24 protein-coding genes are annotated in these 23,292 nt (G+C 65.6%); 14 read left to right on the forward strand and 10 right to left on the reverse strand.

What is annotated here, in order from left to right:
- Positions 1-22: 22 nt before the first annotated feature.
- Positions 23-154, forward strand: a complete 132-nt coding sequence (locus V3388_RS04560) for a hypothetical protein (protein ID WP_336366335.1) — start codon at positions 23-25, stop codon at positions 152-154.
- On the opposite strand, the gene V3388_RS04565 is transcribed toward V3388_RS04560, so the two are convergent.
- From V3388_RS04565 to V3388_RS04590, 6 genes are all read right to left on the reverse strand, one after another.
- The gene (locus tag V3388_RS04565; protein WP_336366336.1) at positions 132-938 is read right to left on the reverse strand and encodes a (2Fe-2S)-binding protein; all 807 of its coding nucleotides are present in this window, start codon (positions 936-938) and stop codon (positions 132-134) included. The genes V3388_RS04560 and V3388_RS04565 overlap by 23 nt on opposite strands.
- A complete protein-coding gene (gene fhuB / locus V3388_RS04570) occupies positions 925-2,967 on the reverse strand; it encodes a Fe(3+)-hydroxamate ABC transporter permease FhuB (RefSeq protein ID WP_336366337.1) in 2,043 nt (680 codons plus the stop codon). Before fhuB ends, V3388_RS04565 begins: the two co-directional genes overlap by 14 nt.
- Positions 2,954-3,889, reverse strand: a complete 936-nt coding sequence (locus tag V3388_RS04575) for an iron-siderophore ABC transporter substrate-binding protein (protein WP_336366338.1) — start codon at positions 3,887-3,889, stop codon at positions 2,954-2,956. The genes fhuB and V3388_RS04575 overlap by 14 nt, the downstream gene beginning before the upstream one ends.
- Before the next feature lie 37 nt (positions 3,890-3,926).
- Entirely contained in the window at positions 3,927-4,700 is a 774-nt protein-coding gene (locus V3388_RS04580; RefSeq protein WP_336366339.1) for an ABC transporter ATP-binding protein, read from the reverse strand.
- A gap of 78 nt (positions 4,701-4,778) precedes the next feature.
- Positions 4,779-6,584: an ABC transporter ATP-binding protein gene (locus V3388_RS04585; protein ID WP_336366340.1), complete on the reverse strand. Its 1,806-nt coding sequence runs from the start codon at positions 6,582-6,584 to the stop codon at positions 4,779-4,781.
- Positions 6,585-6,696: 112 nt separating this feature from the next.
- The gene (locus V3388_RS04590; RefSeq protein WP_336366341.1) at positions 6,697-7,161 is read right to left on the reverse strand and encodes a YaiI/YqxD family protein; all 465 of its coding nucleotides are present in this window, start codon (positions 7,159-7,161) and stop codon (positions 6,697-6,699) included.
- Between the two features lie 98 nt (positions 7,162-7,259).
- Between V3388_RS04590 and V3388_RS04595 the strand changes: the two genes are divergently transcribed.
- Positions 7,260-7,760 (forward strand): phosphate-starvation-inducible PsiE family protein, encoded by a 501-nt coding sequence (locus V3388_RS04595; protein ID WP_336366342.1) that lies wholly within the window; start codon positions 7,260-7,262, stop codon positions 7,758-7,760.
- Here V3388_RS04595 and V3388_RS04600 read toward each other — a convergent pair.
- Together V3388_RS04600 and norR are read right to left on the reverse strand one after the other, a co-directional pair.
- The gene (locus V3388_RS04600; RefSeq protein ID WP_336366343.1) at positions 7,757-8,605 is read right to left on the reverse strand and encodes a zinc-dependent peptidase; all 849 of its coding nucleotides are present in this window, start codon (positions 8,603-8,605) and stop codon (positions 7,757-7,759) included. The genes V3388_RS04595 and V3388_RS04600 overlap by 4 nt on opposite strands.
- Before the next feature lie 19 nt (positions 8,606-8,624).
- The gene (gene norR / locus V3388_RS04605; RefSeq protein ID WP_336366344.1) at positions 8,625-10,196 is read right to left on the reverse strand and encodes a nitric oxide reductase transcriptional regulator NorR; all 1,572 of its coding nucleotides are present in this window, start codon (positions 10,194-10,196) and stop codon (positions 8,625-8,627) included.
- Between the two features lie 163 nt (positions 10,197-10,359).
- On the opposite strand from norR, the gene hmpA reads away from it, so the two are divergent.
- Complete coding sequence (gene hmpA / locus V3388_RS04610) at positions 10,360-11,535, forward strand: NO-inducible flavohemoprotein (protein WP_336366345.1); 1,176 nt, start codon at positions 10,360-10,362, stop codon at positions 11,533-11,535.
- Here the strand turns inward: hmpA and V3388_RS04615 are convergent.
- Complete coding sequence (locus V3388_RS04615; protein WP_336366346.1) at positions 11,520-12,515, reverse strand: LysR family transcriptional regulator; 996 nt, start codon at positions 12,513-12,515, stop codon at positions 11,520-11,522. The two genes, hmpA and V3388_RS04615, sit on opposite strands and share 16 nt — an antisense overlap.
- 153 nt (positions 12,516-12,668) lie before the next feature.
- Here V3388_RS04615 and V3388_RS04620 point away from each other — a divergent pair, with 153 nt between their 5' ends.
- From V3388_RS04620 to V3388_RS04645, 6 genes are all read left to right on the forward strand, one after another.
- Entirely contained in the window at positions 12,669-14,168 is a 1,500-nt protein-coding gene (locus V3388_RS04620; RefSeq protein WP_336366347.1) for a CoA-acylating methylmalonate-semialdehyde dehydrogenase, read from the forward strand.
- Positions 14,169-14,253: 85 nt separating this feature from the next.
- Complete coding sequence (locus V3388_RS04625) at positions 14,254-15,306, forward strand: TRAP transporter substrate-binding protein (RefSeq protein ID WP_336366348.1); 1,053 nt, start codon at positions 14,254-14,256, stop codon at positions 15,304-15,306.
- A gap of 81 nt (positions 15,307-15,387) precedes the next feature.
- A complete protein-coding gene (locus V3388_RS04630) occupies positions 15,388-16,029 on the forward strand; it encodes a TRAP transporter small permease subunit (protein ID WP_336366349.1) in 642 nt (213 codons plus the stop codon).
- A complete protein-coding gene (locus V3388_RS04635; protein WP_336366350.1) occupies positions 16,019-17,374 on the forward strand; it encodes a TRAP transporter large permease in 1,356 nt (451 codons plus the stop codon). Before V3388_RS04630 ends, V3388_RS04635 begins: the two co-directional genes overlap by 11 nt.
- Before the next feature lie 46 nt (positions 17,375-17,420).
- The gene (locus tag V3388_RS04640) at positions 17,421-18,275 is read left to right on the forward strand and encodes a crotonase/enoyl-CoA hydratase family protein (protein WP_336366351.1); all 855 of its coding nucleotides are present in this window, start codon (positions 17,421-17,423) and stop codon (positions 18,273-18,275) included.
- A 103-nt stretch (positions 18,276-18,378) separates the two neighbouring features.
- Complete coding sequence (locus V3388_RS04645; RefSeq protein WP_336366352.1) at positions 18,379-18,984, forward strand: LysE/ArgO family amino acid transporter; 606 nt, start codon at positions 18,379-18,381, stop codon at positions 18,982-18,984.
- 49 nt (positions 18,985-19,033) lie between these two features.
- On the opposite strand, the gene V3388_RS04650 is transcribed toward V3388_RS04645, so the two are convergent.
- The gene (locus V3388_RS04650; RefSeq protein WP_336366353.1) at positions 19,034-20,203 is read right to left on the reverse strand and encodes an alpha/beta hydrolase; all 1,170 of its coding nucleotides are present in this window, start codon (positions 20,201-20,203) and stop codon (positions 19,034-19,036) included.
- A gap of 110 nt (positions 20,204-20,313) precedes the next feature.
- Between V3388_RS04650 and V3388_RS04655 the strand changes: the two genes are divergently transcribed.
- The 5 genes from V3388_RS04655 (at position 20,314) to V3388_RS04675 (ending at position 23,280) form a co-directional block, all read left to right on the forward strand.
- Entirely contained in the window at positions 20,314-20,631 is a 318-nt protein-coding gene (locus tag V3388_RS04655) for a putative signal transducing protein (protein ID WP_336366354.1), read from the forward strand.
- Between the two features lie 86 nt (positions 20,632-20,717).
- Positions 20,718-21,386, forward strand: a complete 669-nt coding sequence (locus tag V3388_RS04660; RefSeq protein ID WP_336366464.1) for an SDR family oxidoreductase — start codon at positions 20,718-20,720, stop codon at positions 21,384-21,386.
- Positions 21,387-21,448: 62 nt separating this feature from the next.
- On the forward strand, positions 21,449-21,988 hold the full coding sequence (locus V3388_RS04665; RefSeq protein ID WP_442915605.1) for a MarR family winged helix-turn-helix transcriptional regulator: 540 nt from the start codon (positions 21,449-21,451) through the stop codon (positions 21,986-21,988).
- On the forward strand, positions 21,988-22,416 hold the full coding sequence (locus V3388_RS04670; RefSeq protein ID WP_336366355.1) for an organic hydroperoxide resistance protein: 429 nt from the start codon (positions 21,988-21,990) through the stop codon (positions 22,414-22,416). Before V3388_RS04665 ends, V3388_RS04670 begins: the two co-directional genes overlap by 1 nt.
- A gap of 93 nt (positions 22,417-22,509) precedes the next feature.
- Positions 22,510-23,280 (forward strand): SDR family oxidoreductase, encoded by a 771-nt coding sequence (locus V3388_RS04675; protein ID WP_336366356.1) that lies wholly within the window; start codon positions 22,510-22,512, stop codon positions 23,278-23,280.
- Positions 23,281-23,292: the final 12 nt, after the last annotated feature.

Genomic DNA, 23,292 nt, shown 5'->3' on the forward strand with positions numbered 1-23,292 from the left:
CGCCGCCGACTCAGAGCAACGGATGAAAAAATGGAGGCACACCGCCGTGGACAAGGAAATCCGGGAAGGGGTAAAGCTCGCCGCGTTGGCCACCTCGCTGGCGGTGGGACTGGCCCTGGCGGCGTTTATGCTTAACGTCGGGGTGGTGGGATAGCGGCCAGCCGCTCCCGTCGATAGATACCGCAGGTGCCGCAGTAGCCCCCGTTCGGCAGGCGGAATTTCAGGCAGCAGCCCCGGCGCTGGGGAATGCCACACGTGCGCCCGCTGAAGGTGGCGGGTATCCAGTCAATGAAGCGATGGGCGTCGGTGGGAAAGGCGGCCAGCCATTGCTGGGCCAATGGGCACAGTGCCTGCGGATCGAGGCGGTTCCACACGGTCGAAAAGGGCGCGCCAAGGGCCAGGCCCACGCTGCTCCAGTAGGCTCCCGGGCTGACGCCGAGGGCGCGCCGGAACACCGGATACCAGGCCCGGGTTGCGCCGGCCAGTGCGTGGACAAACGTGGTTTCGTCGAGCTGTTCGGCGCCGGGGTGGAACCGCCAGTCAGGCTCGCCTCCCGCTGACGGCACCAGACGGATACGGGCCGGATCAGGCTGGGGCGCGTGGCCATCCCGGAACAGACGGAGTACCAGGGGCGCCAGTACCTGCAGACATAGCCCCTGATGCAGCACCGACAGGCGCGCCCGTAGCGCCTGGGTATCCTCTGGCGGAAGCGGGTCCGGATAGCGCCGGGCGTGGTCTGCCAAGCGGGCGGGCTGGGCCAGGATACTCGCCAAGGCGAGCCCCCGAGGCGCGTTATCGTCCGCGCCCGCCCACGGCGGTGTTTCCGCCAGGGCATCGTCCAGTACGTCCCCGGCGGACAGCCCGGCGCCCGCCAACAGAGCCCGGAAGCGATCCGCCCACGCTGACGCCGGCCAGATCATCGGATCAGGCGCGGCCATGGCGGGTCAGCCCCCAGAGAAAATAGCCACCCCCCAACAGGGCCGCCAGAAGCCCGGCGGGCAGTTGAGTCGGGAACATCAGCGTGCGCGAGAGGTAATCCGCCAGGGCCATCAGCACGGCGCCGGCCAGTGCCGCCGTCAGCAGTTGCCGGCCGACGGTCTGCTGGCCCAGCACCCGCGCCAGGTGGGGCGCAATCAGGCCGACAAAACTCAGGGGGCCGACCACGACGGTGGCGGCGGCGGTCAGCAGGGCGGCCAGCAGCAACAGCCCAAGGCGGGCCCTCGCCACGGGCAGCCCGAGGGCGGTGGCGGTGGTCTCGCCCAGGGGCAGCAGGGCGAGGGGGCGCAGTACCGCCAGCAGGGCGACGGCGGCTGCGAGGGCGAGCCCAAGCAGTGCGAGCGCCTCGGTGGCGGTGACCAGCCAGGTGGCGCCGTACATCCAGCTCAGCAGCCGGGAGGCAGCCACGCCGCCGGCAGTCATCACCAGCCGCAGGCCGGCGTCCATGAACACATACAGCGCCAGGCCGCCCAGCAGGAGCTGGTTGCCCGCAAACCGGTGGCGACGGGCCAGCGTCAGCAGCAGGGTGAGCGCGCCTGCGGCGCCGGCGGTGGCCACCAGCAAATGAGTCGTCCGTCCGATATCGACGCCCAGCAACACCACGATCACCATGGCCAGGGCGGCGCCACCGCTGATGCCGAGCATTTCCGGGCTGGCCATCGGGTTGCCGGTCATCCGCTGGATCAGTGTGCCCGCCAGCCCCAGCAGTGCGCCTGCCAGGGCCGCTGCCAGCAACCGGGGGCCGCGCCAGTGCCAGGCTTCTGGCCAGTCCGTCGGTCCGGTCCAGTGCCAGCCGGCCAGCCCCGGGCCCAAGGCCATGGCCAGGATCACCGTGCCCAGCAACAAAAGCGCCAGCCCGCCGACCACCCAGTGGGTCGGGCGGCGCCGTACGGAGAGGCCGCCGGGGCTGGCGGGCTGACCGGGCAGTTGCCGGGTATTGCGCAGGCTGTGCAGGGCCAGAAGAATCACCGGCCCGCCGATCAGGGCCATGGTGGTGCCGGCCGGCACAAGCGACCCGGGCCCCAGGTCCGTGGCGAGTTGGGCGAGGCCGTCCGCCAGTAACAGCAGGCCGCCGCCGAGCAGGGGGCTCCAGAACAGCCGCTGGCCCAGGGTCCGGCCGCCGAACAGGCGGGCTAGAACCGGCGCGGCCAGGCCGACAAAGGCGATCACCCCCACCCGGCTGACCACGGTCGCGGTCAGCACCACCACCAGCACCAGCGCCAGGGCCCGCACACCGGCGACCCGAGCGCCCAGGGCGCGGGCGCTGGTGTCCCCCAGTTGCAGCAGGCGCAGGGGGCGCATCAGCGCGATCATCAGGCCGCCCAGCAGGAGCAGCCGGGGCCAGAGATCGGCCACGCCCTGCCATTGGTTCTGAACCAGTGACCCGGCGCCCCAGATAAACAGGTTGCCCAGCCATTCGCCCCTGATCAGCAGGAACGCCATATTCACCGCGCCGAGGGAGAAGGTGACCACAAGGCCTGCCAGGATCACGCTGACCGGGGAAAACCCGAGCCGCCCGGTCAGCGCCACCACCAGGCCAATCGCCAGCAGGCCCCCGGCCACGGCCGGCAGGTCGGCGCTGATTGCCAGCAGACCGGGTGCATACAAGGTGGCCAGAGTGAGCCCGAGCTGGCAGCCGGCAGCGACCCCGAGGGTGGAGGGGGACGCCAGCGGGTTGCCCAGAATCTGCTGGGTCACCGCGCCGGCCAGGCCCAGCCCGGCGCCCACCAGAATGGCCATGGTCACCCGGGGCGCCCAGCTGAAGTGGGCCAGCACGGAGGTGTAATCCGCCGGGTCGAAGGTCCAGAAGGCCCGGAGCAGATTCAGAGGGCCCGCGTCGCCGGCCCAGGGCAAGGTGATGGCCGCGACGGCCGCCAGCCAGAACAGGGCGGTGGCCCGCAGCGGCGAGTTACGGACAGTGCGTTTCAGGTTCCGGACCTCCGGCGCGGCCGTGGGGTTACTCGACACCATCGTCGCCCCCGGCCAGCAGCCCGTCGGTCAGTGCCCGGGCCAGCCTCTGGATCGGGTACACGCCACCAAACGGCCAGGTCGCTTCGACCGGGTAGACCCGGTGTTTCTGCACCGACGGCAGGTAGGTCCAAAAGGGGCTCTCCGCCAGCGAATCGGCCAGCCCGGGGGGCGTGGGGGCAATCACCGCGAGGCGGGCATCGGGGGTAGCGGCGAGTGCGTCCAGGCCGGTCACCGAGAAGCCCCAGAAGTTGCCCGGGGCCTGCCAGGCGTTGACCAGGCCAAGGCGGTCCAGCACCGTCTGGTACAGGCCGTTCCGGGCGTAGATTCGCACATGGCGGGTGTCCAGGAAGTTGACCAGCGCCACCGGTATACCGGCCAGCCCGGCGTCCGCCAGGCGCGCCCGCTCCTGATCGAGGGTCGCGTTCAGTTCTGCCAGAACCCGCTCGGCGCGGGCGCGGCGGCCCGTCATGTCCGCCAGGGTGCGCAGCTGGCGCGTGGCCCGTTCGAACGGGTCCGCCCCCGGGGTGTACAGGCTGATCACGTAGGTCGGGGCCAGCGCCGCAAGCTGGCTGGCCGCCGGGGCCAATTCCGCGCTGGTGACGATCAGGTCTGGCTTGAGCTCGGCTATCGCTTCCAGGCTGGGGGCCGATCGGCTGCCCACGTTGGCCACGCCGGCGTCCGGCAGGCCCGGGGCCTGCACCCAAGTGCCGTAGCCGTCCCGGTCCGCCACGCCCACCGGGGTAATGCCCAGCAACAGCAGCGCCTCGGTGGCAGCCCAGTTCAGGGCCACGATGCGTGTCGGTGGTGCGCTCAGGGTAAGGGTGCCGGCCTCGTGGGTCCACTGTCGTGGGCCGTCCGGCCAGCGCTCGCCCGCCCGGGCCCCGGCCGGGGCAGCGAGCAGCGCGGCAATGAGCGTCACCATGAGGGCGGCCAACGGTCTCGGCCAAGCAAGGCTCCGGTCAGTGCACATAGGAAATCCACTGCCGGGGCGCTCGCTCCATCACCCCCATGCGTACGCTGAAAATCGCCTCAAGCGTCGGACCGTTCATGATTTCCCGGGCGCTGCCATCCGCCACCACCCGGCCCTCCTTCAGGGCTACCAGCCGGTCGCAGAAACGGGCGGCCAGATCCACGTCGTGCAGAACCACAATCACCGTCAGGTTGTGTCGGCCAGCCAGGTCCCGGACCAGGCGCAGGGTCTCCACCTGATGTTTTACATCGAGGGCAGAGATCGGCTCGTCCAGCAGCAGGCACTGGGTCTGCTGGGCCAGCAGCAGGGCAATCCAGGCGCGCTGGCGTTCGCCGCCGGACAGGGTATCCACGGACCGGTCCGCAAAGGCGGTCAGCCCGGTATCGGCGATGGCCCGGTCAATGCGATGGTGATCGTCAGAGCGATAGCGGGCCAGCGGTCCGCGCCACGGGTAACGCCCCAGGCCTACCAGCTCGCGCACGGTCAGGCCGTCGGTGGCGGGCGGGTGCTGGGGCAGATAGCCGACGATGCGGGCAAACTGGCGGGCGCTCAGGCGGTCCAGGGGCTGCGACTGCAGCCGGACGTTACCCGCGGTGGCGCGCTGATGGCGGCCCAGCACCTTGAGCAGGGTGGATTTGCCCGAGCCGTTGTGGCCGAGCAGGGCGGTGACCTCGCCCTGGCGGAACGTCAGGTCCAGGCCGTGCAGGATGGGGGTCTGGCCAAGGCGGACCTGAAGGTTGGAAACGTCGAAAAAGGCCGGCATGGAGGGCTCCCGATAAACGCGAGCCCGCATGTTAATCTAAATGCGAATTACTATCAATAATGACGTGATGGGTTGGCGTCAGCCCAACGCGTCGGTCGCCTGGCCGGTCTGCACCTGCCATTGGGCCGCGTAGGCACCGCCCAGGGCGAGCAGTTCCCCGTGGGTACCCTGTTCCACCACGCGGCCCTGGTCGATCACGGCAATGGTATCGGCCTCCACGATGGTGGACAGGCGATGGGCAATCATCACCACCGTGCGGTTATGGCCGATGCGCTTCAGGGAGCGCTGGATCGCCGCTTCGGTCTCGTTATCCACAGCGCTGGTGGCCTCGTCCAGCACCAGAATCGGCGGGTCTTTCAGCAGGGCCCGGGCCAGGGACAGGCGCTGGCGTTGGCCGCCGGACAGGCGCACGCCCCGCTCGCCCACCGGGGTGTCCAGTCCCTGGGGCAGGGCCTGGATAAAGCCCCAGGCTTCGGCGGTGCGTGCGGCCTCGATGATGGCCTCGTCGCTGGCGTCCGGCCGGCCGTAGGCCAGGTTCTCCCGGATGGAGCCGTCGAACAGGTAGACGTCCTGGCTGACCAGGCCGATGGCGCCCCGCAGGGATGCCAGCCGCAGGGACCGCACCGGCTGGCCGTCAATGCGGATCTCGCCGCTGTCCGGGTCGTAAAAGCGCAGCAGCAGCTTGATCAGCGTGGATTTGCCCGAGCCGGTGGCGCCCACCAGCGCCAGGGTGTGGCCGGCGGGCACGGACAAATCAATGCCGTCGACACCGGCACCGCTGGCCGGGTAGCGGAAGCGTACCTGGTGAACGTCGACGGCGCCGCGCACCGGGGTGGGCAGGTCCTGGCCACCCTCGTCGGTGACGGTCATCGGTTCCGCCAGTAGGTTCAGGATGCGCCGGGTGCTGGCCATGGCCCGTTCGAACAGATCGATCACCTCCGCCAGCCCGGTGAGCGGCCACAGCAGGCGCTGGGTCAGGAACACCAGCACGCCGTAGGCGCCCACATTCAGGGAGCCGTCCAGGGCTTTCAGGCCGCCCACGGTAAAGGTGGCCAGAAAACCGGCCAGGATGGCCATGCGGATCACGGGAATGAACGCGGAGCTGATCCGGATGGCCTTGCGGTTGGCGTCCACGTACGCTTCGCTGGCGGCCCGCAGGCGCTCGGCTTCCCGCTGCTCGGCGGTAAAGCTCTTGATAGTGGCGATGCCGCCAAGGTTATTGGCCAGCCGGCTGGACAGATCACCGACTTTTTCCCGCACATCCGCGTACAGGGGGCCGGCCTTGCGCTGGAAATAGAAGGCGCCCCAGATGATCAGGGGAATCGGAGTGAAGGCCAGCATCGCCACCGTGGGCGAGAGAATGAAGAATACCGCGCCTACCGCCACCACGGTCACCAGCACCTGAATCATGGCGTTGGCGCCGCCGTCCAGGAAACGCTCGAGCTGGTTGACGTCGTCGTTCATGGTGGCCACCAGCTGGCCGGAGCTGCGGTCTTCAAAAAAACGCATGTCCAGGCGCTGGGCGTGCTCGTAGGCGTCCTGGCGCAGGTCGGACTGCAGGCGCTGGGCCAGATTGCGCCACTGGATCTGGTACAGGTACTCAAACAGGGACTCGCCAGCCCAGATAAAGAACGTCAGCACCGCCAGCACGCCAATCTGCTCCCGGGCGGTGGTGAAGCCGAGCCCGGCCACAAAACTCTGCTCCTGATTGACCACCACGTCGATGGCCACACCGATCAGGATTTCCGGGGCAATGTCGAACAGCTTGTTGACGATGGAGCAGGCGGTGGCGGAGGCGATACGGCGGCGATAGCCCCGGGCGTAGCGAAGCAGCCGGCCGAGGGCGGCAAAGCTGCTGGTGGTGTTTATTCGCTGGCTGGACATCGTCGGCGCGGGCTCCTTCGGAAGGGTCGGGTCATTTTCGGTTGCGCTGCGGCAACGCTCATCAGGCCTGCGAGGGTAGCGGATTACCACACATTATGAAATAGAATCATTATCATTTGGAGGGTGGCCGCTGGACGTTACGCTGCAGCCACCGGTCGAGATGGTCGGCAAAGGCCTTGCGATCGCCCTGGCCGAACGGCGCCGGCCCGCCGGTGACCTGCCCGGCGCTGCGCATCTCTTCCATGAAGTTGCGCATGGCCAGTCGTTGGCGGATGTTCTCCCGGGTAAACGCCTGGCCCCTGGGGTTGAAGACGTCCGCCCCTTTCTCAATGGCTTCCGCCGCCAGAGGGATGTCCTGGGTCACCACCAGGTCCCCCGGAGCCATCTGGTCGATGATGTCGTTGTCCGCCACATCGAATCCCTGGGGCACCTGCCGGCGGCTGATGTAGGGGCTGGGGGGCAGGTTAATGGCGTGGTTGGCGATAAAGGTGGTCTGCACCTGCCAGCGGGTGGCGGCACGGCAGAGGATTTCCCGGATCGGGACCGGGCAGGCATCGGCGTCAACCCAGATAGGCATGGGGCATCTCTCACTGAAAACGGAGCTATAGTGTAACGGCAGGGGCGCCGCTGGGGATACCGCGGGCCCCATGACCTGTTGCGGCAAAGGAGGCCCCTATGGCAGGAGACGACGTACCGGCACCGGCGGAACGGAAACCCGAGCTGCACCAGGAACTGCCGGTTGATTTTCCCGATCCGTTTTTCCGGGGGCTGCACCGGGTCATCCGCTTTGCCATTCGGGTACTGGCGGTGCTGATGGTCGCGGTCATCCTGTGGGGCGTCGGGGACGTCATCTACATCATCTACGAGCGCCTGGTCACGCCGCCGCTGCTGCTGCTGACCATCAACGACATTTTCTACACCTTCGGCGCCTTCATGGCGGTGCTGATCGCGGTGGAAATTTTCATCAACATCCGGCTGTATCTCGGCACCAATGTGTTTCCCGTTCAGTTGGTGGTGGCGACGGCGCTGATGGCCATCGCCCGGAAAGTCATCGTGCTGGATTTCGACACGCTGACCCCCACCTACCTGCTGGGCATTGCGTCAATCACCCTGGCCCTGGGTGTGACTTACTGGCTGCTGCGCCAGGGCCACGCTCAGCAACAGTGGGATGACTAGCCCCCGGGCGTTTGAAAGGCCTGGAGGGTGGCGAGGTCGAGTCCGTAGTAATCGGCCAGGGCAGTGTATACCTCCGGCTGCCGGTGCTTCAGGTCCGCAGGCGTCTGGAAGAAAGCCTCCGTGAGCACCGCGAAAAACTCCGCCGGTTCGGTGCCTCCGTAAGGGTCCAGCCACGGCTCGATACCCCGGTCCAGATCGTGCTGGAGCTGGTCCCAGGCCCGGGTCATCACCTGCTGCCAGTGGCGGGCCTGGTCCGCCGGCAGGGGTGGGGCGCCGTCGGCGCTGCCGTCCAGGTAATCCAGCTGATGGGCGAATTCGTGCAGCATCACGTTGTGGGGGCAGTGCGGGTCGGTGGCGGCCTGCTCGCATTCCGGCCAGGCCAGCACCACCTGACCGTGGCCGGAGGCTTCGCCGGCCCGGATTTCCTCGCTTTCGGTCACCACCATCTGATCGTCTTCCTCGTATTCCGTTCTGACCTGGTACACGTCCGGGTAGACCAGCACGCTGCGTACCTCGTCGTACAGGGACTGGCTTCGGTTCAGAATCAGCAGGCAGGCGTGGCCGGCGATGGTTAAGCGCACCCGGTCATCCACCGTAAACCCGTCACAGCCGTAGAAGGTCTTTTCCTCCAGGAACAGCTGAACATGCTGTTCCAGGCGGTGCTGCTGTTCTCCGGACAGCCGGCGATAAAGCGGAACCTGTTCCCGAAGCAGCCGGCGCCAGCCCTCGGGGAACGGGTGCCGAAGCGCGCGCTGGCGCTGCCAGTCCCGGTAAAAAAACAGGTAGAACACCGAGGCGCTGATCAGCGCCAGCCCGGCGAGCGTGACAACGGTGGGGGTCAGCATGGGCAACGGCCTCCGGGCCTCAGGGTTTGATGCCGAGCCGCTTGAGCAGCCGGCTGAAGTTGCCACGGTCCAGGCCCAGGGCCCGGGCCGTGGCGGCCTGGTTGCCGTCGTTGGCCGAAAGGGCGCGGCGGACGGTGTCGGCCTGGAAACGGTCCGTGGCTTCCCGCAGCGTTAATCCCTCAGCGGCGGTGGGCGTGGGCGAGCCCGCAGCGAGTGGCGTGGGGGCCATGGCCGGCGTTTCGCCCAGGGTATCCGATGGTAGCCCCAGGTCGGCCTTGTGCAGGGTCAGCACCCGGTTGACGGCATCCTCACCCGGCGGGCGAACCCGCAGCACCGATCGGCTGATCAGGTGTTCCAGCTCCCGAACGTTGCCGGGCCAGGGGTAGGCCGTCAGGGCGGCTTGAGCGTCGGCGGACAGCCGCAAACCCGGCAGGCCAAACCGGCGCCGGTTCTGTTCGAGGAAATAACCGGCGAGGATCAGGATGTCCCGGCCCCGTTCCCGCAGCGGGGGTACCTCAATGGGGTAGACGCTGAGCCGGTGGTAAAGGTCCGCCCGGAAGCGGCCGGCAGCCACGGCTTTTTTCAGGTCCCGGTTGGTGGCTGCGATGATGCGCACGTCCAGCTGGTGATAGGCGTCGCTGCCGACCCGCTGGATTTCTCCACTTTGCAGGGCCCTCAGCAGCTTGGGCTGGGCGTCCAGGGGCAATTCCCCGATCTCGTCCAGAAACAGCGTGCCGCCGTTGGCCAGCTCGAATTTGCCGGCCCGGTCGCCCACTGCGTTGGAAAAGGCGCCCCGGGCGTGGCCGAAGAGCTCGCTCTCCACCAAATTCTCCGGTAAGGCCGCGCAGTTCACGTACACCAGCGGCTGGTCGTGCCGGGAAGAGTGCCCGTGGATGCGCCGGGCCACCAACTCTTTGCCAACGCCCGTTTCCCCGGTGATCAGAACGGTCAGATCAGAGCTCGCCACCCGGTCAATTTCCGCCCGGAGCGAGTCCATGGGGACGCTGCGCCCGATCAGTTCCAGCCGGGTCTGCTCGGCAACCATGGTGCGGGCGATCAGCTGTTCCCGCTGGGCCCGGGCCTGGAGGCTGTCAATCAGGTTGGCGATCTTGATGGTGGCTTCCGCCAGGCGCAGGAAGGTGCGCAGCTCCGCCGGGTCCAGGTGGTCGAACACGCCCGGGCGCATGGCGTCGAGGGTGAGCACCCCCCAGGGAGTGTCGTCCAGGTAAAGCGCCACCCCCAGGCAGTCGTGCACGTGAATGTCGCCGTCCAGGTTGTCCACCAGCCCATCGTAGGGGTCGGGCAGTTCGGAATCGGCGGGAAACCGAACCGGTTCCCGGCTCATCAGGATGCGGGCCAGCCGGGGGTGTTCATCCACCTCAAAACGGCGGCCCAGGGTGTCATCGCTGAGGCCATTCACGGCCAGGGGGCGCAGTTGCTGATCCTTGAGCCGAAGCAGGGCCACCGCGTCGCAGGGGAAGTGGCGTCGGACGCCGTCCACCAGGCGGGTGTAGCGTTCCCGCGGCGGCATTTCCCGGGACAGGTCGGCCAGGATGGCGAGAAACACGTCGGTGCCGGTCGGTGTTGTCATACGTACACTGTTGTCATAAATACACGCTTGGTATCAAATTGACATCGTCTGGTTGATGTCAATTTAACACCGTATCGGTCTAGGTAACAAGAAATCAATAACTTAAAAGTGGCACGCATTCTGCTACATCCGGGTATACCGTTCCCAAACCGAGGAGATGCCCATGCTGTCACCGGCCAGTCGTTCCATCATTGAAGCCACCCTGCCTGCCGTCAAGGCCCACGCCAACGACATCACAGGGGTGTTCTACCCGCTCATGTTCGAGCGTTACCCCGAGGTCAAAGCCTACTTCAACCAGACCCACCAGGAGCAGGGTACACAGCGCCAGGCCCTGGCCAACGCGGTAGTGGCCTACGCCAGCAACCTGGATCGCCTGGAAGCGCTGGGCGACGCGGTCTCCCTGATCGTGAACAAGCACGTGTCGCTGGACATCCGGCCGGAGCATTACCCGATTGTGGGTGAGTGCCTGCTGGCGGCGGTCAAGCAGGTGCTGGGCGATGCCGCCACCGATGAGGTGCTGGCCGCCTGGGGTGAGGCCTACCAACAGCTGGCGGACATCCTGATCAGCGCGGAAGAGGGCCGTTACCAGCAGAACGCCGCCAAGCCCGGCGGCTGGCGCGGCGAACGGGCCTTTGTGCTGGTGCGCAAGGTGCCGGAAAGCCACGAGATCATCTCGTTCTATTTCGAGCCGGCGGACGGCGGTGCCGTGGCGGACTTCCAGCCCGGCCAGTTCATCGGCCTGATCCTGGACATCGATGGCCAGCAGGTGCGTCGCAACTATTCCCTGTCAGACCGTCCGGGCCGGCCTTACTATCGCATCAGCGTCAAGCGCGAGCCCAACGGTGTGGCCTCCAACTTCCTGCACGATCGCCTGAGCGTGGGCGACACGGTGAGCATGACGGCCCCGGCCGGTGACTTTGTGCTCCGGGACAGCGAGCGCCCGCTGGTTCTGCTCAGCGGCGGCGTCGGCATCACCCCGACCCTGGCGATGCTGGAGCCGGCCCTGGAACGTGGCCGCCCGGTGCACTTCCTGCACGGTGCCCGCAACAGCGAGGCCCAGGCGTTCCGGGATCACCTGGCGGCGCTGGAGCAGGCCCACGACAACCTGCAGGTCACCGTTTGCTACAGCGAGCCGCTGCCGGCGGATGCCGACAAGCCCTCCGGCTTCTTCGACGGGGATCGCCTGGCCAGCCTGCTGCCGGAAAACCGGGACGTGGACGTGTATTTCCTGGGCCCGAAGCCGTTCATGCAGGCCTGCTTCCGCAACCTGAATGAGCTGGAGATTCCGACCAGCCAGATCCACTACGAGTTCTTCGGCCCGCTTCAGGCCCTGGCCTGATCGCCGTCGCCCCGGGACGCAGGCTGGCTCCCGGGGCGCCCCCCGCCGGTGCAGGGCAGTTGAAGCCCGCAGGCCCGGTCCCCCATCAGGAACGCCTGGTTGATCGCCACGGCGTCTTTCAGGAACTGCCACAGCAGTTTCACCCGCAACAGGTTCCGCTGCTCGGTCCGGGCGGCAATCCAGAACGAGCGAACAATGTCGATGTCGGGCTCAAGCAGGGGCACCAGCTCAGGGTCCTGGCTGGCCATAAAGCACGGCAATATGCCGGCGCCCATGCCGGATCGGATGGCGTGCAGCTGGGTGATGATGCTGGTGCTGCGCAGGGAGAAGTCCGGGCGGTCCGGCAGTTGCGCAATGATCGGGTCCAGATAGCACAGCTGATCGCTGAAGATGAGATCGTCCACGTACCCGATCAGCGGCAGGGTGGCCAGCTCATCGAGGGTGCCTGGCGTTTTGCGTTTTTGCAGGAAGTCCCGCTGGCCGTACAGGGTCAGGCGATAGTCACACAGCCGTGAAATGACCATTTCGGCGTTCGCCGGCCGCTCCACCGTAATGGCCAGGTCCGCTTCGTGGCGACTGAGGTTGACCACCCGGGGCAGCGGTAACAGCTCCACCGTCACGTCGGGATGGCGATCGGTAAAGGCACTCAACAGGGGCGTGATCACGTAGGTGCCGAAGCCTTCGGTAACCCCCAGGCGGATGGCGCCGGACACCTGCAGGTTCTGGTTGCTGACGCTGTCCAGTGCGCCGGCGGCCTGATGTTCCATGGTTTCGGCGTAGCACCGGAGCTGCTGGCCGGCGTCGGTCAGTCGGTAGCCGTGGGTGCTGCGCTCAAACAGTTGGGTGTTCAGGCTGTTCTCAAACCGTCGGATCCGGCGCGACACCGTGGAATGGTCTATATTCAAACGACGGGCCGCATCGCTCAGCCGCTCAGTGCGGGCGACCTCCAGGAAAATTTGCAGGTCCTGCCAGTTCAACATACGGCGGCTTCCGTTTTGCAAAATTGCACATCCAATGTGCGGTTCTGCGTGTTGTCTGTCAACGGGAACGATGTTTAGACTGACTTGACGCGTACGTAAACGTCGATGCGCGACCTGATAAGCGATAACAACGACAAGCAGAGGAGGTCAGGTATGTCGGTGAGAGAGATTCCGTTACTGATTGATGGCAAGCCGGTTCGCTCGGAAAGCGCCGAGTGGCGGGATGTGGTCAATCCCGCGACCCAGGACGTGGTCGCGCGGGTACCGTTCGCCACCGTTGCCGAGGTAGACCGTGCCGTGGCCTCCGCCAAGGCCGCCTTCGCCACCTGGCGCAACGTGTCCCTGGCCCAGCGCATGCGCATCATGCTGCGCTTTCAGGCGCTGGTGCGGGAGAACGTGGAAGAGCTGGCGGCGCTGATTACGGAAGAACACGGGAAAACCCTGCCGGACGCCGAAGGCGAAGTGGGCCGTGGCCTTGAAGTGATTGAACACGCCTGTTCCATCACCTCGCTGCAGCTGGGCGAAATCGCCGAGAACGCCGCCAGCGGCGTCAACGTCTATTCCCTGCACCAGCCCCTGGGCGTGGGTGCTGGCATCACGGCCTTCAATTTTCCCGTCATGTTGCCCTGTTTCATGTTTCCGCTGGCCATTGCCACCGGCAATACCTTTGTACTGAAGCCCTCCGAGCAGGACCCAAGTTCGACCATGCGTCTGGTTGAACTGGCCTATGAGGCCGGTGTACCAGCAGGCGTGCTGAACGTGGTGCACGGCGGACCGGACGTGGCCAACCGCCTGTGTGACCACCCGGACATCAAGGCCCTGTCGTTCATCGGCTCCACCCATGTGGGTACCCACATTTACGAGCGCGCCGGTGCAGCCGGCAAGCGGGTGCAATCCATGATGGGCGCCAAGAACCACTGTGTGATCCTTCCGGACGCCAACCGCAGCCAGGCCATCAATAACATGATTGGCTCCGCCTTCGGGGCCGCCGGTCAGCGTTGCATGGCCAACTCCGTGCTGGTGCTGGTGGGCAAGGCCCGGGAATGGCTTCCGGAAATCATTGAGAAATCCCGTCAGCTCAAGGTCGGCCCAGGTACCCAGAGGGATGCGGATCTTGGACCGCTGGTGTCGCCCCAGGCCCGCAGGCGGGTGCTCGGGCTGATTGATACTGGCGAGAAGGAAGGCGCCACACTGGCGCTGGACGGCCGGCAGTGCACGGTGGATGGCTACCCGGACGGTAACTTCGTGGGGCCAACCCTGTTCAGCGGCGTCACCGCGGACATGACCATCTACCGGGAAGAGGTTTTCGGGCCGGTGCTGTGTGTGGTGGAAGTGGAGACCCTCGACGAGGCCATTGCGTTCATCAACCGCAACCCCAACGGCAACGGCACCTCCATTTTCACCGGCTCTGGCTGGGCCGCCCGCAAGTTCGAGAACGAAATCGACGTGGGGCAGGTGGGTATCAACGTGCCCATTCCCGTGCCCGTGGCGTTCTTCAGTTTTACCGGTTCCCGGGCATCGAAGCTGGGGGATCTCGGCCCCAACGGCAAGCAGGCCATCCAGTTCTGGACCCAGACCAAGACGGTCACCGCCCGATGGTTTGAGCCGGACAACGAATCCAGTGAGGTCAATACAACGATTTCGATGAAGTAACCGTCGAAAAAACGCGTGCCGGGCAACCGGCATTTGGGTTCATCTTCACGTTCCACCAACGTCCAACAAGAAAGGAAGAGAAACCATGGGATATAACAAGAAAGTCTCCGCCGTGCTCACCACCGGCGTCGCCGCGCTGGCGCTGTCAACCTCCATCCAGGCGGCCGGGCCGGGCAAGCTGGATGTGGCCAGTACCTTCAACCGCAACATCTTCATCGGCGAAGGCGCGGTGCGCTTCGCCAAGGAACTGGAAACCGTCACCGACGGCAAGGTCAAGCTGGACGTGCACGATCCCGGCGACCTGGTACCGGCCTTCGAGGTCTTCAACTCCGTGTCGTCCGGTGCGATTCCGGCCGGCTGGGACTGGATTGGCTATTGGGCCGGTACGGTGCCGGTGACCAACCTCTACGGCGCCCTGCCGTTCGGCCCGACGCCGGAAGCGTTCATGTCCTGGATGTGGGCCGGCGACGGCACCAAGATCCTGCAGAGCGCCTACGACCAGTACAACGTGAAGGTGCTGCCGTGCTTCATTTCCCCGCAGGAGACCGGCGGCTGGTACAACAAGGAAATCAACAGCATCGAGGACTTCAAAGGTCTTCGGATGCGGATTTCCGGCCTCGGCGCCAAGGTGCTTAACAAGTTCGGGGCGTCCACCCAGCTGATTCCCGGCGGCGAAATCTACCTGGCCCTGGAGCGGGGGCGGATCGACGCCACCGAATTCTCGGTGCCCCAGGTGGACCAGCTGATGGGCTTCGATGAAATCGCCAAGTACTACTACTTCCCGGGCTGGCACCAGTCTGCCAGCTGGTTCTCCTTCCTGATCAACAAGGATGTGTGGAACCAGTACGACGACGCCACCAAGGCCAAGTTCGAGACCGCCTGCCGGGCCACCCTGCAGTGGTCCATGGCGGAGGCCCCGGCCGAGCAGATGCGCGTGGTGCACAAGCTCGAAGCCAAGGGCGTTCAGGTCAAGCGCTTCCCGGACAGCGTGCTGAAGGAACTGCATAAGGGGTGGGACGAAGTACGCGAAGAGGAAATGAAGAACAACCCGCTGTTCAAGCAGGCGTATGAGTCGCTGATGGAGCACACCAAGCTGGTCAACGACTGGTATCAGCTCCAGGCCATTCCTAAGGAGTAATCCCGTCAATCCGGCGCCGGTGGTGGCTTGCCCGCCACCGGCATTTCCTTCCTGCTCCAGCCTGATGGACGTGTCCGCAGTATGAACACCACTTCCGGTACTACCCATGAGCCTCTGCCGCCCTGGCGTCGGAGCCTCGCCCATGTGTTATCCACGCTGGCCACACCTCTCATTGCCCTGGGCTCCTGGCTCGGGCGGGTGTCGAGCTGGCTGGTGATCATCATCGTCTTCGTGGTGCTGACCACCGTGATCATGAACGCCGTCGGCGTGAACGAACTGTTCCGCTGGGACGGCAAAATCTTGCTGCTGGGGGATGCGCTCACCATCAACTCGGTGACCGAATTCCAGTGGCACCTGTTCGGGCTGCTGACGCTGGTTGGCGGCAGCTACGCCCTGCATTCGGACACCCACGTGCGAGTGGACATGCTGCACGCGCGCCTGGGGCCCAACGGCAAGCACTGGGTGGATATCATCGGCCACCTGGTGTTCCTGATCCCGTTTTGCCTGTTGGTGGCCTGGTATTCCCTGCACTTCGTCGAGATGTCGTACATTTCCCACGAACAGTCCAACTACGGCGGCCTGACCGACCGGTACCTGATCAAAGGCGCATTGCCAACCGGGCTGGTGCTGCTGGCACTGAGCGCCCTCGGCCAGGTGTTCCGGCGCCTGGCGTGCATTCTCGATCCGTCCCATAACGTCGAGGAGGCGTCCCATGCTGGATGAATACGGCCTTGCCATTGCCATGGTGGTGTCGCTGCTGGTGGGGATTTTCAGCGGCTACCCGGTGGCCTTCCTGCTCGGCGGCATCGGCATCGCCTTTGCTTTTATCGGCGGCGTACCGCTGCCGTTCCTGGGTACCATCTCGTCCCGTATCTACGGCGGCGTTGTGGAAAACTGGCTGCTGATTGCCATTCCCCTGTTCGTGTTCATGGGCCTGATGCTCGAGCGATCGGGGGTGGCCAAGAACCTGCTGATGACGCTGCAACGCCTGTTTGGGCGGGTGCGGGGCGGTCTGGCCATTTCGGTGGCGCTGCTGGGGGTGGTGATGGCCGCCAGCACCGGCATCATTGGGGCCTCGGTGGTCATGCTGGGCCTGCTGGCGCTGCCGGTCATGATGCGTCAGGGGTATAAGCCGGAGATGGCCTATGGCGTCGTTGCGGCGTCCGGCACCCTGGGTATCCTGATTCCGCCGTCGATCATGCTGGTGCTGATGGGCTCCATCATGAACCTGTCAGTGGGCGCCCTGTTCAAGGCGGCGCTGATTCCCGGCCTCCTGCTCGGCGGTCTGTACATGGCGTACCTGCTGATTACCGCGATGATCAAGCCGGAGTGGGCGCCCCTGGCCCATGAGGGTGACAACCCGGTGCCCACGGAAGATCAATCGCCCCTGGTGATTGCGCTGTTGCGGGATCTGGCCGGGCCGGTAGTACTGATTGTCGCGGTGCTGGGATCCATCATGGCGGGCATCGCCACCCCCACCGAGGCAGCGGCAATCGGCGCCGCCGGCTCTCTGTTCCTGGCACTGATGCTGCGCCAGCTCAATGTGGATGTGGTCCGCCAGGTCTGCCGGGACACCTCGAAGATCTCCGCGATGATCCTGTTCGTGGTGATTGGCGCCACCTGCTTCAGCGTGATCTTCAAGCACCTGGGCGGCGCCGACATGATCGTGGACATCATCACCGGTACCGGCCTCGGGCCCTACGGCCTGCTGCTTCTGCTGATGGGGTTGATCTTCGTACTGGGCTTTTTCCTGGAGTGGATTGAGATCAGCTTTGTGGTACTGCCGCTGCTGGTGCCGGTGGTGGACGGCCTGGACTTTGCCGGAGTAAGCAGCTCGGGCCTGCTGGTGTGGTTCGCCATTCTGGTGGCCATCAACCTGCAGACCAGCTTCCTGACGCCGCCCTTCGGCTATGCGCTGTTCTACCTGAAGGGCATTGCCGCCGGTAACGTCAGTATCGGGGTCATCTATCGCTCGATCATTCCGTTTGTGCTGTTGCAACTGACCGGGCTGATCCTGTGCATTGTGTTCCCGTCCATCGTTCTGTGGCTGCCGGGACTGACCGAATAGGGTAAGGTAGCGGGCTGGACTGATTGACCGATTAAGGAGACCCGTCTTGTCTGATCTGGCCCGCTACGAAAGCTTTGCCGTTGAGGTCAACAACCACATCGCCCACGTGCAGTTCTGCCGACCGGACGCCCTGAACACCATGAACCGGGCGTTCTGGCTGGAACTGCCCCGGTGCGTGCAGGACATCGAGGCGAACACGGACGCCCGCGTCATTGTGCTGTCGTCCACCGGCAAGCACTTCTCGGCGGGTATGGACCTGAGTGTCTTTACCGATCCCAAATCCGTGCCCATGAGCGGCGACCCGGGCCGGATGGCGGAGAATCTGCGCCGCGTGGTGCTGCAACTGCAGGATACCCTGACGGCCCTGGAAAATGTGCGTCTGCCGGTGCTGGCGGCGGTGCAGGGTGGCTGCATCGGCGGGGCCCTGGATCTGGTCTGCGCGGCGGACAGCCGTTACTGCACGGCGGATGCCTACTTCACCATCAAGGAAACCGAACTGGGGATGACCGCGGATGTGGGCACCCTGCAGCGGCTGCCCAAGCTGATGCCGGAAGGCGTGGTGCGGGAACTGGCCTACACCGGCCGGAAGTTCGAGGCGGCGGAAGCCCATCGCCTCGGTTTTGTGAACGCGGTGTACGACACCCAGGAGGCCATGCTGGCGGGGGTGATGGCGATTGCCGCACAGATCGCCGCCAACTCGCCGCTCGCGGTCACCGGCTGCAAGGAAATGATTCACTTTGCCCGGGATCATTCGGTGGCGGACAGCCTCAAGTACATGGCGACCTGGCAATCGGGCATGTTCCGGCCCACGGACATGATGAAAAGCTTCCAGGCCAAGGCCCAGAAGCAGGCCCCGCAGTACGACGATCTGTTCCCGGTGCGGGACCTGTTCAGCGACTGACCCGTTCCGACGCCGGGCCCGCCCGGCGCTTTCCGATCTTTGCGTTTGAATCCCGTTATCCAGGCGGCCGAGCGGCCGCCTGTTGTCGTTCAGGAGAGACACTTTGCTCGAGAGTTACCTGACCGGTCTGCTGGTGTGTGGCGGTATCATCGTCGCCATCGGCGCCCAGAATGCCTATGTGCTCAGCCAGGCGATCCGTCGGGAACACCATTGGTGGTCGGCCGGGCTTTGCATGGCGTGCGATGTGCTGCTGTTTACCCTCGGTATGTTCGGCGTCAGCGCCGCGCTCATGGCCATGCCGGAAGCGCTGTCGGTGCTGCGCTGGCTGGGGGTGGCTTTCCTGGGTTGGCTGGCGGTACAGGCGCTGGTGCGCGCCGGCCGGGGCCGGGCGGCGCTGAAAGCGGATGACACCGTTCGCCGCAGCCTTCGGGGAGTCTTGCTGACGACCCTGGCGGTGACGCTGCTCAACCCGCAGGTTTACCTGGATACGCTGCTGCTGATTCCGGCGGTGGGCGCCCAGCAGGAGAGCGCGGCAACCTTCGTGGCGGGCGCCAGCAGCGCGTCGATTCTCTGGTTCGGCGGGCTGGCCTGGTTCGGCTCGGCGCTGGCGCCGCTGCTGTCACGTCCCGTTGCCTGGCGGGTGATTGACGGGCTGATCGGCCTGATGATGGCGGCTATCGCCCTGCAGCTTGCGATTGGCGGGCTCTAGCGGGCCGCTGTCTGACGGGAAAATGCCATCTCGCTGGGGGATCTCTCGGTCAGGCGGAACGGCGGTCCGGTGCCTTGGCTTCTACCTCGTCCAGGAAATTCCGAACGTCCTCAAAGGCCTCCCGGGCCTCCGGTAACAGGTCCACAAACAGCTGCCACACGTGCACCATGCCCGGCCAGGTGTGCAGGGTGACCTGGGAGCCGGCGGCCCGAGCGCGGGCGGTATAGCGCCGGGCGTTGTCCAGCAGCATCTCCGAGGCGCTGGCCTGGATCAGCGTCGGCGGCAGGTTGGCCAGGTTGCCCCGCAGCGGTGATGCCACCGGGTGGGTCGGGGACACCCGGAACGCGGCCAGGGTGCCCCACCACAGCACCGGCAGCGGCAACTTCGAAAGACCGCCGAATACCGGGCCCAGCAGCGGGTCGGTGGCAATGTTGCCCCGGTTGCTGGGGGCCGTGAAGGTCAGGTCCGTGGACGGCGAGAAGGCAATCGCCGCGTCCGCCGGGCGCAGGCCCCGGTCCCGGGCCCAAGCCAGCAGGCCAAGGGTGTGGCTGCCGCCCGCCGAATCCCCGGCAACCACCAGGAACGCCAACGGTTCCGGGCCATCCGGCCCGTTCTCCAGAATCCAGCGATAGGCGTCACGGCAGTCGCGCACGCCGTCAATGTACCGATGCTCCGGCATCAGCCGATAGTCCACGGCGAACACCGCCGCGTTGGCGGCGTTCGAGAGCGCGTCCGTAATGCCCCGGTGGCTGCGCGGACTGCCCACGGCCCAGGCGCCCCCGTGGATATACAGCAGCCGCCGGCGGGTGTCCGCACCGGGTGCGATCACCCATTCGCCCCTGGGCAGGGGGTTGCTCCCTGGCGCGTTGCTGTCGCCCCGGGCCTGGCTGCGGTCCGGCGCACGTTCCTGTTGCACCGGATCCGTGTTGCCTGGGCGCGCGCCCTGGGGCCGTATGTCCGACGTCAACGGCAGATCGTCGCTGATGTGATCCAGGTGTTCACGGGTGGCGAGCAGGCGGGCCCGGCCCTTGAGGCCCCGGGTCGCCCGGCCCATCTGCTTCAGGCGGCTCAGCACGGCCTCGTGGCCGTCGCTGGGCAACTGGTCCAGCACCGGATGTTCGGTTTCATCCAGGTGGGACAGGTCCTCGGCCCGGAACAGCAGGAAGGTGGCGGCGAGCACCAGCAGGAGCAGGGCGATAATCAGAGTGATCCAGAGCATGATTTATCCAGAATCCGGTATAAGGGCTATCCTGACATCATAGCGGGCAGATAGCCCGACCGCGCCAGCGTGCGAGCTTCGCCCACGAATGTCACAGAAGGAGAGGCGCCTTGCAAATAGCCTATCGGGCCAGGGACTTCACCGAAGCGCATATTATCGCCGGTCTGTTGCAGGCCCATGGCATTGACGCCCACGTGGGTGGGCATTATCTCCAGGGGGCCCTGGGTGAGATTGGCGCGTCCGACTTTTCAACCGTGCACGTGGACGATGACGATTTCCTTCGCGCCCGCGAACTGGTTGGCGAGTACGAGCAGAGCCGCCCTGCCGAGGCGGCGCCCCGGGTGCCCCAGGAGCGGCCGGACCGTTACGCCCGCTGGTTTCTCCTGGCGCTGGCGGTTACCTTGTGGTGTCTGCTCGTGCCGGACTGAGGTTCGGCCTTTTCGTCATTGCCCCGCCCGGCACCATTCACGATTGACCAAAAACGCGCGTCGTTCACGCAAGAGAGGAGGCAAAGCTGTCCATGTCTGGAATTGTCGTTATTACCGGTGCAAATCGTGGTATCGGGTTGGAGCTGGCCCGATGGTATGCCCGTGAAGGGCTGTCTGTGGTCGGCGCCTGCCGGCAAACCTCGCCGGAACTGGCCGAGGTGGCCGAGGTGGTTGAGGGCGTTGACGTCACCACCGATGTGGGCGTGCAGCGCCTGGTTGACGCGCTGGGTGAACGTACCGTGACCCTGCTGATCAATAACGCCGGCCTGCTGAAAGATGAACAGCTCGGTACTGTGGACTACGACGCCATGCGGGCGCAGATGGAAATCAACGCCTATGCCCCGCTGAGGGTGACCGAGGCGCTGTTGCCACGGTTGGCAGCCGGCAGCAAGGTCGCCAATATCACCAGCCGGATGGGTTCCATAGAGGACAACGACGCCGGTGGACGCTACGGGTACCGGGCGTCCAAAGCGGCGCTGAATGCCATCGGCAAGTCCCTGGCCATGGACCTCAAGCCGCGGGGCATTGCCGTTGCCCAGCTCCATCCCGGTTACGTGAAAACCCGCATGGTGAACTTCGGTGGCCTGATCGAGCCCGAGGTGGCCGCCCGCGGCCTGGCCGAACGTATCGCCGCACTGACCCTGGAAAATACCGGGTCTTTCTGGCACAGCAACGGGGAGCGCCTGCCCTGGTAGCTTGCATCTTCGGATTTAGAGTGTTATCAATTAAATCGTGCACGAGGTAATTGGAGGTTGCCATGAGCGAGACGGTCCATCAAAAAACCGGGGATGAGCTTGCCGCCGGAAACGGTGGTCTCGAACTGCTGACGCTCGACCGGCAGATGTGCTTTGCGCTCTATTCGGCCTCGCTGGCGATGACCAAACTGTACAAGCCGCTGTTGCAGGCGCTGGGGCTGACCTATCCCCAGTACCTGGCGATGCTGGTCTTGTGGCAGCAGGACAACGTCTCCCTCGTGCACCTGCGAGAGCGGTTGTATCTGGATTACGGCACGCTGACGCCGCTGATCAAGCGGCTGGAAGCCCAGGGCCTGGTGTCCCGGGTCCGGTCCGAAGACGACGAGCGCCAGGTTCGGGTTCGCCTGACCGATCATGGGCGCCGTCTGAAAGGCCAGGCCAGCAGCTTGCCGATCCGGGTAGCTTCCGCAACCGGCTGTTCCGCGCAGGAACTGGAGCAGCTCAAACAGCAGTTGATCGCACTCAGAAGCCGGTTGCACGGCTTTGATCTGACGGACGCCGACCCGGCGTCTGACCCAACGAATCCTGAAGGAGCGTCCTAATGTCTTTGAGCAAAGTTGCCTATCGTGCCTACGCAGAAGCCACCGGTGGCCGTGACGGCCGTGCCATTTCCTCCGACGGCATCCTGGATGTCGAGCTGAAGACCCCGAAGGAACTCGGCGGTGCGGGCGGTAAGGGCACCAACCCGGAACAGCTGTTTGCGGCGGGCTACTCCGCCTGCTTCATCGGCGCCATGAAGTTTGTCGCCGGCCGGGACAAGATCAAGATGCCGGACGATGCGTCCATTGAAGGCGTCGTAGGCATCGGTGAAATTCCCGGCGGTTTCGGCATCGAAGTGGAGCTTCGTATCAGCCTGCCCGGGCTCGAGAAGAGCCAGGCCAAGCAGTTGGTGGACGAAGCCCACAAGGTGTGCCCGTACTCCAACGCAACCCGGGGCAACATCGACGTTACCCTGACTCTCGTCGACTGATCCCTGCAGGCGACGGATCCGCGCGCGGCTGTGCCGAGAGCGGGTCCGTCGAAATGTGCCGACAGCGGATCCGTTAAAAAAGGGGAGCCCCGAATGAGCGAACAAACCTCGGTCATCCTGGTCACGGGCGGCGCCAAAGGCATCGGTCGCGCTCTGGTGGACGGGTTTGTCCGACGGGGCTGGCGGGTCGCGTTTGGCGACCTGGACCGGCAAGCCGGTACCGCGCTCGCCCGAACCCTGGGTGAGCGCGCCCATTTCATTCCGGCGGACGTCGCCGTTGAGGACGACGTTCGCCACCTGGTGGCCGAGGCCGTGCGCTGGGGCGGTCGCCTGGATGCGGTCATCAATAACGCCGGCCTGGCCAATCCGGTCACCGGCCCCATTGAGAACCTGTCGCTGGCGGACTGGCAGCGGCGGTTGGACGTCAACCTGACCGGCACCTTTCTGGTGACCCGGGAGGCCGTGCCTCATCTGCGCCTGTCGCACGGCGCGGTGATAAATCTGGCCTCCACCCGGGCCTTGCAATCGGAACCTGACACCGAAGCCTACGCCGCCACCAAGGGTGGCGTGGTGGCGCTCACCCATGCCCTATCGGTCAGCCTGGGGCCGGAGATTCGGGTGAACAGCATCAGCCCGGGCTGGATTGATACCCGGGCCTGGCAGGGGAGTGGGCGCGACGTTCGTGAGACCGTGCCGCCCCTGAGCGAGGGTGATCACCACCAGCACCCCGCTGGCCGGGTCGGGGAGCCAGAGGACATCGTCGCCCTGGCGGCGTTTCTGGTGTCGGCGGAGGCGGGGTTCATTACCGGACAGAACCTGGTGTCCGACGGCGGCATGACCCGCAAGATGATTTATGAAGAGTGAGGGATCGCGGTG

It is taken from the genome of Marinobacter sp. C2H3 (genome assembly GCF_037080155.1).
Taxonomy (GTDB): Bacteria; Pseudomonadota; Gammaproteobacteria; order Pseudomonadales; family Oleiphilaceae; genus Marinobacter.

Coding starts and splice junctions, on each gene's coding strand:
- V3388_RS04590 (WP_336366341.1), bottom strand. CDS start 7,161: ATGCCTATCTGGGTTGACGCCGATGCCTGCCCGGTCCCGATCCGGGAA.
- V3388_RS04560 (WP_336366335.1), top strand. CDS start 23: ATGAAAAAATGGAGGCACACCGCCGTGGACAAGGAAATCCGGGAAGGG.
- fhuB (WP_336366337.1), bottom strand. CDS start 2,967: ATGGTGTCGAGTAACCCCACGGCCGCGCCGGAGGTCCGGAACCTGAAA.
- V3388_RS04675 (WP_336366356.1), top strand. CDS start 22,510: ATGAGCGAACAAACCTCGGTCATCCTGGTCACGGGCGGCGCCAAAGGC.
- V3388_RS04580 (WP_336366339.1), bottom strand. CDS start 4,700: ATGCCGGCCTTTTTCGACGTTTCCAACCTTCAGGTCCGCCTTGGCCAG.
- V3388_RS04575 (WP_336366338.1), bottom strand. CDS start 3,889: ATGGTGACGCTCATTGCCGCGCTGCTCGCTGCCCCGGCCGGGGCCCGG.
- V3388_RS04635 (WP_336366350.1), top strand. CDS start 16,019: ATGCTGGATGAATACGGCCTTGCCATTGCCATGGTGGTGTCGCTGCTG.
- V3388_RS04585 (WP_336366340.1), bottom strand. CDS start 6,584: ATGTCCAGCCAGCGAATAAACACCACCAGCAGCTTTGCCGCCCTCGGC.
- hmpA (WP_336366345.1), top strand. CDS start 10,360: ATGCTGTCACCGGCCAGTCGTTCCATCATTGAAGCCACCCTGCCTGCC.
- V3388_RS04565 (WP_336366336.1), bottom strand. CDS start 938: ATGGCCGCGCCTGATCCGATGATCTGGCCGGCGTCAGCGTGGGCGGAT.
- V3388_RS04600 (WP_336366343.1), bottom strand. CDS start 8,605: ATGCTGACCCCCACCGTTGTCACGCTCGCCGGGCTGGCGCTGATCAGC.
- V3388_RS04650 (WP_336366353.1), bottom strand. CDS start 20,203: ATGCTCTGGATCACTCTGATTATCGCCCTGCTCCTGCTGGTGCTCGCC.
- V3388_RS04630 (WP_336366349.1), top strand. CDS start 15,388: ATGAACACCACTTCCGGTACTACCCATGAGCCTCTGCCGCCCTGGCGT.
- V3388_RS04670 (WP_336366355.1), top strand. CDS start 21,988: ATGTCTTTGAGCAAAGTTGCCTATCGTGCCTACGCAGAAGCCACCGGT.
- norR (WP_336366344.1), bottom strand. CDS start 10,196: ATGACAACACCGACCGGCACCGACGTGTTTCTCGCCATCCTGGCCGAC.
- V3388_RS04625 (WP_336366348.1), top strand. CDS start 14,254: ATGGGATATAACAAGAAAGTCTCCGCCGTGCTCACCACCGGCGTCGCC.
- V3388_RS04615 (WP_336366346.1), bottom strand. CDS start 12,515: ATGTTGAACTGGCAGGACCTGCAAATTTTCCTGGAGGTCGCCCGCACT.
- V3388_RS04595 (WP_336366342.1), top strand. CDS start 7,260: ATGGCAGGAGACGACGTACCGGCACCGGCGGAACGGAAACCCGAGCTG.
- V3388_RS04620 (WP_336366347.1), top strand. CDS start 12,669: ATGTCGGTGAGAGAGATTCCGTTACTGATTGATGGCAAGCCGGTTCGC.
- V3388_RS04665 (WP_442915605.1), top strand. CDS start 21,449: ATGAGCGAGACGGTCCATCAAAAAACCGGGGATGAGCTTGCCGCCGGA.